General features: G+C 62.1%; 7 protein-coding genes. 2 read left to right on the top strand and 5 right to left on the bottom strand.

All coding sequences use genetic code 11. The features are described 5' to 3' along the window. Positions 1-5 precede the first annotated feature (5 nt). The 4 genes from CTATCC11996_RS19935 to bla all read right to left on the bottom strand — a co-directional run bounded on the left by CTATCC11996_RS19935 (position 6) and on the right by bla (position 5503). Complete coding sequence (locus tag CTATCC11996_RS19935; RefSeq protein WP_236597845.1) at positions 6-2603, bottom strand: TonB-dependent siderophore receptor; 2598 nt, start codon at positions 2601-2603, stop codon at positions 6-8. Positions 2604-2702: 99 nt separating this feature from the next. After that, the gene (locus tag CTATCC11996_RS19940) at positions 2703-3698 is read right to left on the bottom strand and encodes a FecR family protein (protein ID WP_034349704.1); all 996 of its coding nucleotides are present in this window, start codon (positions 3696-3698) and stop codon (positions 2703-2705) included. After that, complete coding sequence (locus tag CTATCC11996_RS19945) at positions 3695-4162, bottom strand: sigma-70 family RNA polymerase sigma factor (RefSeq protein ID WP_003079666.1); 468 nt, start codon at positions 4160-4162, stop codon at positions 3695-3697. The genes CTATCC11996_RS19940 and CTATCC11996_RS19945 overlap by 4 nt, the downstream gene beginning before the upstream one ends. A gap of 435 nt (positions 4163-4597) precedes the next feature. Next, positions 4598-5503 carry a class A beta-lactamase gene (gene bla / locus CTATCC11996_RS19950; RefSeq protein ID WP_003079671.1) on the bottom strand — a complete coding sequence of 302 codons (906 nt, stop codon included), beginning with the start codon at positions 5501-5503 and terminating at the stop codon, positions 4598-4600. 113 nt (positions 5504-5616) lie between these two features. Here bla and CTATCC11996_RS19955 point away from each other — a divergent pair, with 113 nt between their 5' ends. Together CTATCC11996_RS19955 and CTATCC11996_RS19960 are read left to right on the top strand one after the other, a co-directional pair. After that, positions 5617-6480: a LysR family transcriptional regulator gene (locus tag CTATCC11996_RS19955; protein WP_003079673.1), complete on the top strand. Its 864-nt coding sequence runs from the start codon at positions 5617-5619 to the stop codon at positions 6478-6480. A 139-nt stretch (positions 6481-6619) separates the two neighbouring features. Continuing rightward, entirely contained in the window at positions 6620-7336 is a 717-nt protein-coding gene (locus CTATCC11996_RS19960; protein ID WP_042437849.1) for a glutathione S-transferase, read from the top strand. A gap of 113 nt (positions 7337-7449) precedes the next feature. Here the strand turns inward: CTATCC11996_RS19960 and CTATCC11996_RS19965 are convergent, their stop codons facing one another. Further along, positions 7450-11220, bottom strand: a complete 3771-nt coding sequence (locus tag CTATCC11996_RS19965) for an outer membrane protein (protein WP_138983870.1) — start codon at positions 11218-11220, stop codon at positions 7450-7452. Between the last annotated feature and the right edge of the window lie 9 nt (positions 11221-11229).

Here is an 11229-nt window from a genome sequence, read left to right on the forward strand (position 1 = left end):
CCCGCTCAGAACGCGCCACGCAAGGTCAGCAGCACGCTGCGCGGCTCGCCATACCAGTTGCCGCTACCCGAGGTTCCAACCGTCTTGTAGTAAGTCTTGTCGAACAGATTGTGCACATTGAGTGCAGCCGACCAGTTGCGATTGATACGGTATTGCACGCTGGCGCCCCAGACGGCGTAGCCGGCCTGAGTGAAGCGGAAGGGAACGGCATTGCCATCGTATTGGCCCGATGCCGGGTTGTAGCTGTTGGCCGTACCGCTGACATAGGTGGCGCTTTGCAGCGTCACGCCGCCGCCCAGCGTCCATGGCGAGAGCTGCCCCTGCAACTGATACGTGCTCCACAGCTTGAACAGGTGCTTGGGTGTGATGGAGCTATAGACCAGTTGCGACGGGTCGGTCTTGTTGCGATTGTGGTTGTAGGTATAGCCGGCAAACAACTGCCAGCCTTGCGCCAGCTGACCGGTCACTTCCATGTCCAGCCCCTGGCTGATGATCTTGCCCTGCGCGACATAGCAGCAGCTCAGGCCCAGATTCCCCACATCCGTTTCCGGATAACGCGGATCACGCACCGCCTGCCCCTTGCGCTCGATACGGTACAAGGCCAGCGCAGTATTGAGCTTGCCATCGGCGAGCTCCCCCTTCATGCCCAGCTCGAAGCTGCGCCCCTTGATCGGGTCCAGCGCAGCCCCCGGTGCCGGCCCAGCCAGCATATTGGCCTGCGACTTGTGGATCTCGGTCACGCTGCCATAGGCTGTCCACTGGTTGCCCAGGTCATATACCAGGCCCGCATAGGGGGTGAAGATGCCGCTTTCGCTGTAGTACTCGCGACCGCTGGCCCGAACACTGCCATCGGCGTTGTAGTTGATATATGGCGTGTCGTAGGAGTAGCTGGCATATCGTCCTCCGACAATGGCGGTGAGCTGATCCGTCAGGCTCAGGTTGGCACGACCATAAAAGCCTTTTTGCGTGGCACCATAGCCGGGATAGCTGCGCGTCATACGTTCACGTACCGCTGGGGGTATTCTGCCGGGATCGAACTCATAGACATTGGTCAGAGACAGCGGCGTATCCATCTCGGAGTAATAGGTGTCCTGATCGTCACGGACCTTGCTCCAGTCCGCGCCGAGCAGCAAGCGGTGCTTGCGACCGAACAGCGAGAACGGGCCGCTGGCATGCACATCCAGGCTCTTTTTCTCCGAACGAAAGTCGTTGGAAAAGCCGGTCCAGTTGGCGCCAAGACCTGTTGCCGGGTCAACGGCTCCGCTGAGGCTGGCCAGCCGTGCATCGCTGTCCACCTTCTGATAATTGAGCTGGGCCTTTAGCTTCCAGTCCCCCGCCAGTTGCTGGTCGAGCTGCGCAAAAACCTCCTTGGCGCTCTTGTCGTAGTGGCTCCAGCCCGCCATCAGCGCGGTTTTGCGGGACAGCTTCAGATCGTCGCCATTGGCAGCTCGCGGCAGGCCTTCGCGCCAGGGAGTGGCCTTGAGCTTGTCGTAGCTGGCTCCCAGGCTCACACGTGTGGAGCTTGTCACATCGGCCTCCAAAATGCCGTAGAGCAAGCTGTTTTGCGAATTTGCTCCGCGATAGAAGAAATCCTTGTCCGAATGCGCGAGCACAGCACGGCCACGCAGGCTTCCTGCTTCATTCAATGGACCCGCGACATCCAGCTCGGCCTGCTTGCGACTCCAGCTGCCGACGCCCACCGAGCCCAGAATCTGCCTTTGCGCCGTGGGACGCTTGCGCACCAGATTGATGGCGCCGCCAGGCTCCCCATTGCCGCTGAACAGACCGTTGGCGCCGCGCACCACCTGCACGCTGTCATACATGGCCAGATTGGGGTCGAACAGCTGCTGACTGAAAGCGTCCACGCTGGCTCCGTCGATCTGCACATTGCTGATCTCGAAGCCGCGCGACAGAAACTTGGTGGCCGCACCGCCGAGCCCTCCCGCACCGCCATAGTCCACCGTCACGCCGGTGGTCTGCTGCATCACTTCCCCCACATTGCTCATGGCCTGATCTTCAATGCGCTGGCGCGTCACCACCGAGATCGACTGCGGTGTCTCGCGGATGTCCTGCCCTTTGCCCAGGGACACATGCGAGGCGGCATACGAGCCGCTGCCCTCCGTGGCTTCGCGCTGAGCCTGGGCCGTCACCGTCACTTCGCCTAGAACGCCGCTCTGGCTGCTGTGGCGGCGCACGGTGATGGCCGCCCCGACAGGGACAGCCTCCAGCCCACTCCCCGCCAGCGCCTTGGCCAGCGCCCCGTTCAAGGTCTGAACGCCTTGCAGCGCAGGCGCCGTGCGGCCTTCCACCAAGGCTGCGTCGACCGAAACCGACACCCCCCAGGTGCGGGCCAGTGCATTCAATGCCTGCCCCAAGGGCTGCGCAGGCAAGCTCAGGCTGTGCGATGTGGACATGGCCGCCTGGCTGCTGACGGCCTGGGCATGGGCCGTCGGCAACACCGCCAGAGCTGACCATGCCAGACAGGCCATGGCACTGGCCAGAGACACTGCGCGCAAACCGCCACAATGTGAACCCGCAGCCTGTGAACCTGCAGCCGTACCCTCCTCTTGTTCAGAAGAAAAATGAGAGTGATTTCTTTTCATCAGATGAATCCTGTGAATTGCTTGTCAAAGTGCTTTCACAGTGAAGACGCATGAAACGGCTTGTACCGGACAAAAATTTTCAGCCGGCCAGGCCTGCCGTCAGCGCCGGAGGATGGCGACTCTGCCATCGGGCAGCGACTGCACTCGCACCGGCAGGGAGCGCGGCAGACTGGCGATGAAGATGGCAGGCTCGCGCAGCTTGAAACTGCCGGTCAATCGCAGGGCTTGCAGAGAAGCTGCATCGTCCAGCACCATCGGCTGGGTCAGGTAGTCATTCCAGCGCGCCACGACCTCGGGAAGTGGTGTGTGGTCAAACACCAGCCAGCCTTCACGCCAGGCGCCCACATCCGCCGCGTTCAGGGAGTAAGGGGCAAGCTGGCCGTCTGCCCCCAGGCGCAAGCCCTGGCCTGCGGTCAGGAGCGCGTCGGGGGGCCGATCGGCCATGCCGCCCTGCTTCCACACTGCCACACGCCCCTGAGCAACGCTGACCTGCAGGCCGGCAGGCCGCAGCGCCACGGAGAAAACCGTGCCCAGCACACGTACGCGGCCCAGGGCCGTGTACACCTCGAGGGGTCGCTCTGCGTCATGGGCTACGTTGAGCCGGATTTCGCCCTGTTGGAGATGAACCTCGCGACGCTGGCGATACAGCAGCACCGATGCGTCGGTGCTTGGCGCCAGATCAAGCTGGCTGCCGTCGGGAAGTTGGCGGCTCAGTTGCTGGCCATGGCCTGTATGCAGCGCCATCTGCTCCGTTGGCTGCAGCCAATGCCAGCGGCCAAGCATGCCGGCCAGGCCCGCCACACCAGCTACCCCCAGCACGGACAGCGCACGACGGCGGGTCTGCTGCACACGCGCCGAATGAGTCGCGGGCAAAGGCATCTCGCCCTGCAAGGCACTGCCTTGTGTCGCAGCCCAGCCTGCCATGGCCGCCTGCGCCGCCTGTTCGTTCGCAGGTTCCCTGGCACGCCAGCGCGCCAGCGCCTCGGTCGCTTCCTGCGCCGCTTCAGGGCTTGCGCCATGCTGGCGCGCAATCAGCAACAAGGCGTGCTCCAGCCGCTTGCGGTCCGGCATTCCGAAGGAAACGTCGACACTCATGAGGTCAGCCCCATGCAATCACACACGGCGCGCACCACATGCTTTTCAATGGCGGCTTCGCTGATATTCATATGGGCTGCGGCCTCGGCATGGCTGAAGCCATAGATGCGCACCAGCACAAACACCTCGCGGCGCTTGCGCGGCATGGCCTGCAAACGGCGAGACAGCAGGGCCAGCTGCTGCTGCCCTTGCACCTGACGCTCGGGCGAGGGAGCTTCGTCCGCAGCCACCACGGCCAGGGTCTGCAGCATGCGGGCTTCGGCAGTGCGGCGGCGCGCATCGTCGATCACGATGTTCTTGCCGGTGCGAAACAGCAGTGCCCGCAAGTCCCGTATTGCAAGATCTTGCGACTGCATGGCAAATACGCGGGCATAGCTTTCCTGCACCACATCAGCAGCCGCATCCCGGCTATTGAGCGAGCGAGCAAAGAAACTGACGAGTTCTGCGTAATAGTGCGCAACCACGGATACACCTCGACCTCTTGCGAGGCATGCCGCCCAGGCTCTGGAATCGGCCGCAAAGCATGCAGCTACGGAGCGGGAAAGCGCAGACTCTATCAGAAAATGAGAATCAATCTCATTGATTGGCGAATCTCAAAGCCTCTTCGCATTGATGCAGAGCCGGCGTCGCGACAGGCTTTGAACTTGCGTCTGCATCGCTGGCGCGGCTGGACGAGCTCCACCCCGGGTCATCTCCGGTGCTCAAACCTTCAGGAGTGGCAACTGCTGCTTGCCCGGTGTTCCGGCCCGGGCAGGCAGCACAGCTCAGGCCAGAAAGGCCAGCCCGCAGCGCGTCTTGCTGAAGGCAATCGAGTGGACGGCCAGACCCCTGCAACAGCGCTTGTTCCAGGCCGGCAGGCATGCAAGATCCTTGCCCACCATCGAAATGGCCACGGTGCTTCAGATCGCGTAATACCAGCGTTTGACCGCTTCGCCAGCCCTGGCCAGCACGGCCTCCCGACCCGCACCATCGAGCTGACTGCCAGTCAGATAGGCCGTCACCAGCAGCGGCGCAGATTGCTCGGTAGGCCAGACGATAAGGGTGTCGCAGGCCGTACCCCTCTCGCCGCTGCCCGTCTTGCCACCCACCTTCCAGTCGCCGGGCATGCCGGCACGCACACGCTTGTCGCCGGTACGGCTGTCCACCAGCCATTGCTGCAACAGGGCGCGGGCATAGCCCTCCAGCACATCGCCCAGCAGCAACTTCTGCAGGCTTTGCACCATGGCCTGCGGCGTCGTGGTGTCGCGCTCATCGCCGGCCAGCGCCGTGTTCAGCGAAGGTTCGTTGCGGTCCAGCCTGGTGGTGCCGTCACCCAGTTCGCGCAGCCATTGCGTCAGCGCCGCCGGCCCGCCGCTGGCCTCCAGCAGCACATTGGCCGCCGTGTTGTCGCTGACGAGCACCATCGCTTCGCACAGCTCCTGCACCGTCATGCCCCCATTGGCTCCCGCCCGCTTTTCGGATATCGGCGACCATGCCACGACCTCGGAAGGAGAGTAATAGAGCTTGCGCCACAGACGAATCTCGTCTCTTTGCGCCAGATACAGCACACGTGCTGCGAGCAAGGTCTTGAAGGTGCTGCACATGGGAAAGCGCTCATCGCCACGCCAGCCTGCCTCGGCACCGCTGACGGTATCCAGCACATGCAGTCCGAATCGGCCCTGAGACTGAATTTCCAGCGCCGCCAGCTCGTCGCTCAATGTTCTCGCTGCTGCGGCTTGCTGCTTGGAGATAAAAGCACAGCCGCTCAGTCCCCAGGCCCCCAGACCCAAGGCCAGTCCTGTTGTCAGCATGCTGCGTCGTTGCATAAGATCCTCTTTTGGTTAACTGCCATGGTTTGAAGCATAAATCGGTAGATTCTTACGAACCAGCAGTAATAATTGACGCAATCCATTAGAAAAACTTTTACCTCCATCGTCCCATGCAGCTTCCACTGAACGCCTTGCGCATGTTTGATGCAGCAGCCCGTCACCTGAGCCTAACCCGCGCAGCACAGGAGCTGCATGTGACACAGGCCGCCGTCAGCCAGCACATCCGCAATCTCGAAGAACGCCTGGGCAAACCTTTGTTTCGTCGCCTGCCGCGTGGCTTGGCCCTGACCGACGAAGGCCAGGCTTTGTGGCCCGTGGTAGCGCAGAGCTTCGAGCGCATAGAACAATCGCTGCAGCAGGTGGCAGAGCCACGACCACGTGAAATTCTGACCGTGGGCGTGGTCGGCACTTTTGCCATCGGCTGGCTGATCCCCAGGCTGAGTCAGTTCCAGCAGTTGCACCCCTATATAGACCTCAGGCTGCTGACCAATAACAATCGCGTGGATCTGGCCGGCGAAGGGCTGGACGCCGCCGTGCGCTTTGGCGACGGTGCCTGGCATGGCACGCACGCGCAGATGCTGCTGCGCGCACCGCTGTCTCCCATGTGCATCCCCATGCTGGCACAGCAACTGCGCGAGCCTGCCGACCTGGCCCGGCAAACCCTGCTGCGCTCCTATCGCACCCAGGAATGGGAAGGCTGGTTTGCCGGCCTTGACCAGGCAGCCCCGCTGGCGCGCGGAGCCATGTTCGACTCTTCGCTGACGCTGGCCGAGGCCGCCGCTCAAGGCGCAGGCGTTGCCTTGCTGCCCGCACGCATGTTCGAGCACATGCTGCAGCAAGGCCGGCTGGTGCGCCCTTTTGCCCATGAGGTCGACACCGGCGCCTACTGGCTGACCTATCTCAAGTCGCGTCAGGCCAGCTCCGCCCTGCAGACCTTCAGACAGTGGCTGATGACCCAGCTGCAAACTGACTGAAACAAGCGCTCTGCGATGGATAAAACCTTTTCGGGTCAAGAGTTTCAAGCTATCAATCCGTGAGCACTCCACCGCACCTAAGCCGCACAGGCCTGCATGGCTTCAGAGCAACAGGTACAGTACACGCCCAGCAAGCGCCATGGCGCTTTGGTTTTATTCATCTCATCAGACACCTGCCTTGACTGCCGCCGCCACCCTGCCCGTCCTGTACTCCTTCCGCCGCTGCCCTTATGCCATTCGCGCCCGTCTGGCGCTGGCCCATGCGGGCCTGGCTTGCGAACTGCGTGAAATCAATCTGCGCAACAAGCCGCAGGCACTGCTCGACGCATCGCCCAAGGGCACGGTGCCCGTGTTGGTACTGCAGGACGGCAAAGTCATTGACCAAAGCCTAGAGGTGATGCTGCATGCGCTGCGCGACAACGACCCCGACGGCTGGCTGCAACCCACGCACGGCAGCCTGGAGGACATGCTGGCTCTGATCGAGCGCAATGACAGCTTCTTCAAACAGGCTCTTGACCGCTGCAAATACCCCGAGCGCCACGACGCCGAGACCGTGAACCAGGCCCAGGCCGATGCGCTGACCTGGCTGTCGGCCCTGAACGATCAGCTCGAAGAAACCGGCTATCTGTTCGGCCTGAACCCCAGCCTGGCCGATATGGCACTACGCCCCTTTGTGCGCCAGTACGCGCGCATCGACGAAGCGCAGTGGAATGAGCAGCCTTGGCCTCATCTGCAGCATTGGCTGCAGCGCTGGATCGACTCGGCCCTGTTTGCCGAAGTCATGGAAACCTATCCGGGCTGGGTGCCAGGCACGACTGGAGCTACGTTTGTCAGCGACAGCATTGAAAGTCTTTGATATTGAATTCATAACTGCATGCGTTTACAAATATGCGCTGCGCCCCAATTTCCAGATAAAAAGCCCCCGCAACACAAGCTGCAGGGGCTTTTTATATAGCGCTCACTCCTCGATCAGTAGTAGCCCACCATGTTGATATACCAGCCCTTGGCCCGGTAATCATCCACCTTGGTCAGGTCGCCCTTGAAGTCCGTAAAGTTGTAGCCCACGCCCACGCGCAGATTCTTGGTCAAATCCCGGTCCACTCCGACCAGCCAGCCGTTCTTGTCGCCACCGTCCTTCACACCCAGCCAGCGGTATTCGACCAGGGCATGCCACTGGTTCATCACCTCGTAGCGGGCCTGCACGGCGGCAAACGTGGTGGCGGAGTCGAACCATTGCCCTGTGCCACGCCCGAATCTTGCCTTGCCTTCGCGGTGGGCGAATTTGACGGCGCTCTCCCATTTCTGGGTCCAGCGGTACACGCCTTCGAGCGAGACCACATGCGACTGCTGGTCATAGTAGGCGGACGAGGTGCTGGCCGTGCCGTCCCAGCCGACCTGGCCCAGTGAGCTCATGTCGTAGAGATAGGTGTAGCGACCGAACAGGCCCCAGCGGGAGCTGTCCCAGGGTCGGTAGGCAAAGCCGATACTGCTTTCGACCAGCTTGGCGCCGGCTTCGGCGTTGTTCCTGTCCTTGGTTTCCGAGTAATTGAGCTTGCCGGCGATGCGCCAGCTGTTGTCCACCTTGTGGGTGAGGTAGTTGGTGAGTACCCATTGAGTACGGTTCTCCGATCCGGAGTCACGGCGCCATTCGACCTTGCTACTCCAGTTGGTGCGCACATTGGTGCGCCCACCGTAGAGGCTGATGGCGTCACGACTGACGTTACCAGTGGAGGCCGTCAGGTCGCCATGCTGCAAGGTGTAGCCCAGGCGCCAGTTCTGGCCGGGGTAGAAGTCCATGCCAAAAGTGTGGGCCAGGCCAGAGCCGCTGCGCGGATCCTTCAAGTACTGGCTTTCGTTGAAGATATTGGTGCGCTGGCTCAGGCGCCAGCGCTGGCCCAGCGTCAGGCCGGGGCGCTTGCCGTTGTTGAACAGACTATCGTACTGGGTGGTGTCGGTGGAGACGGTGTAGGCACCATAGAAGCTGTGCTCGGGCGTGAGGCGGTATTCGCCCGACATGGTCAACGCATTGCCCCGGCTGCCATGGGTAGCTTCGCCGCTGACGGACGACTGGTTGCCGAACAGGTAGCGGGCGCCTGCGGTGACAGCGTCGTTGTTACGGTATTTGCCGCCGTCGTTGTCGAGTGTGGCCTGACCAATGCCGTAGAGCTCCAGCGAGGGGTTCAGGCGCTGGCTGTACTTGAGCGCTGCCAGCGTGCCGATGCCCTGACCGCTGTAGCGATCTTCGTCGATGCGGCGCACTTCGGCCGTCAGCGCACGCCTGTCGTCCATGCGCCATTCGGTGGTGACCTGGCTCTGGGTGAGCGACTCGCCACCTCGCTCGGCACGACTGTGCTTGGCGTAGAGGGTCATGTCGGGGCGCAGCTCGCCGAGCAGCTCGGCGCCATATTCGGTGACGTCCTGGCCCAGGTAGTCGGTGCGGGCGGTGGAGAAGCCGGCATCGACCTTTCGCCACCAGGCGCCGGTGCTCCAGGCGCTTTGGGTTATGCCCTGCTCTTGCAGATTGACGCGGGCTTCGACCGAGGTGGCATCACCCTTGCGGGCTGCAGCGGGGTTCAGGCGGGTAAAACTCAGACCGCCGTTATCCGAGAAAAAGACGGGCACACTGGTGGATTCGCTGTGGCTGCGCTCGACCTTGAGGTATGTGCCACGGCCGGCCTGCAGGGTGACGTCCACACTCTTGAGCTTGTAGTCGTCGCCTTCGTTCTGCTCATCGACATAGGTGCCGCCCACGGCCACATGCTCGCCAATCCATTGCTTGCCACGGCCACCCAAGGTCATGTTCTTGCGCAGATCGCTGGGGGCGTATTCGTAGTCCACCAGCAGGCGCTGCTCGTAGCCAGACAGCGGCGCATCCCGGGTGATAGTGTTGTTGCTTTCGCTGGCGATCTGGGCCAGCGGTCTGCGCGTGATGATGCGGCCCTGGTAGGAGTCCACTTCGTAGTCCGCGCCCCGTACTAGTTGCTGGGTGCTGATGGTGCGGCCCGTGGCCCGGTCACGCACTTCCAGCATGACGATGTCGGAGCCGGGCAGGATGTCGGTGTGGCGCAAGTAGTAGAGACTGCCGCCCGTGCCCAGCAGCTCAGTGTGGCCATGAGCGGTGTTGCTGTCGGAGGCAAACACGCGCAGCTGGGATTTGGCCTCACCCAGCTGGGTGGTTTCATTGCTGCGCAGGCTGGCCGCTGCGCCGTAGAGCGAGCGCTGGTATTGCGCAAACTCGGTGCCGGTCAGACCAGTGGCGTAGTTGCCCCACAGGGCCTGGTTTTTGTCCCAATCGGCACGCAGGTACATGCGGCCCTGGGTGTCGACGTCCCGCGTCGTGGTGGAGTCATCACCGTAGGTCAGGTAGTACTGATCGGGGTCGAGACGGCGGAAGACATCGCGTGCGTAGGTGTCGGTAAAGCCGTTGAAGAGGCTGCCTATGGGGCGCTCGGTGGTGTCGGCCTGAGCAGTAATGAGGTATTTGGACTTCAGTTTGGACTTCAGATAGAAGGCCAGACGGGCGTCGGTGAGCAGGTCTTTGTCTCTGCCCTCTTCCTTGAAACCTTCGTGCGAGCCACTGATGCGGTTGCCCTGCAAGGTGACATCGGCCAGGGCCACGCCAAAGAAGTATTCGCCGCTGACGTCCACGCCCAGCTTACGCTCGACCTTGCCGCCACGGCCGTCCACGGCCACGTCGAACTCATGCTGGCCCACAGGCATCATGTATTCAGCAACGAACTTGCCCTCCAGATCTACGGGGTAGCTCTGGTCATTGATCTTGAGGGTCGTACCTTCGGGAATGTTGCGGCCCTGCACGCGAATGCGTGAGCCGTAGAACGGAATATTCTGCAGGCGCAGACCATTGCCCGCAAAAGCGCTGTTGATCAGGCTTTGCTGCAGTGCTTGCTGCAGCGACAGCGATCCGTTCATGGATTTTTCCAGATTGTCACGCAGCAGCGTGTTGGCACGCTGTTCATCCTGCGGAGTGACAAGTTGGAATTTGCTGGGGTAGGTTTCGTCGAACTGCACGGCTTTGCCGTCCGTACCGGGCTTGCCATAGGCCCGCACGATATAGATGAGCTCGTCGCCGACCCGGTAGCGGTAGTCGCTGGACAACTGGCCATCCCACTCGGTGGAGACCACGGCTCCGACCTTGAGCGGCACGGTGGCAATGGGCTTGACGAAGTCGGTGTCGCTGCTGCGGAAGACCAGCAGTTCCATGCGATCAATGAAGGCCGGGTAGTTGCTGCGCACGTAGAAGTTGACGCTCTTGGTGATGCTCCCCATGTCGAACGGCACCAGAGTGGGCCCGGAAGCCGACAACTCAGCCTGGCCCAGCGTCGGATCTTCGGTGGCCCAGATCACGCCGCCGTCGGGCAGCGAGAAGGAGAAGCGCCCACGCGCATCGGCCCTGCCCGGAGTCTTCAGACCCAGGGAGACACGACGGTCAGGAGCCAGCTCTTGCGAACTGGACTGACGGCTGGTGCCCAGGGTCACGGGCTGGTCGTAGCTTTGCGATTGAAGACGGAACAGCATATGGCCGTCAGCATCACATTGGCCGCCGGAGACATTCTGGACTTCAGCGCAGTCTGCATTTACGCCGGCAGCTTCTGTTTCAGGAGCAGAGGCTGGAGCCGTGCTGGCCACGGCCGCCCTGGGGTTGATTTCAGCGGCCCAGAGTCCTGCCGCCGAACCTGCCATCAAACTCATGATGGTGTAGTCAAGCAATTTCATTTTCATGATCTGAAC

It is taken from the genome of Comamonas testosteroni ATCC 11996, from assembly GCF_000241525.1.
GTDB classification, from domain to species: domain Bacteria; phylum Pseudomonadota; class Gammaproteobacteria; order Burkholderiales; family Burkholderiaceae_C; genus Comamonas; species Comamonas testosteroni.

Coding starts and splice junctions, on each gene's coding strand:
- bla (WP_003079671.1), bottom strand. CDS start 5,503: ATGCAACGACGCAGCATGCTGACAACAGGACTGGCCTTGGGTCTGGGG.
- CTATCC11996_RS19965 (WP_138983870.1), bottom strand. CDS start 11,220: ATGAAAATGAAATTGCTTGACTACACCATCATGAGTTTGATGGCAGGT.
- CTATCC11996_RS19955 (WP_003079673.1), top strand. CDS start 5,617: ATGCAGCTTCCACTGAACGCCTTGCGCATGTTTGATGCAGCAGCCCGT.
- CTATCC11996_RS19940 (WP_034349704.1), bottom strand. CDS start 3,698: ATGAGTGTCGACGTTTCCTTCGGAATGCCGGACCGCAAGCGGCTGGAG.
- CTATCC11996_RS19960 (WP_042437849.1), top strand. CDS start 6,620: ATGGCGCTTTGGTTTTATTCATCTCATCAGACACCTGCCTTGACTGCC.
- CTATCC11996_RS19935 (WP_236597845.1), bottom strand. CDS start 2,603: ATGAAAAGAAATCACTCTCATTTTTCTTCTGAACAAGAGGAGGGTACG.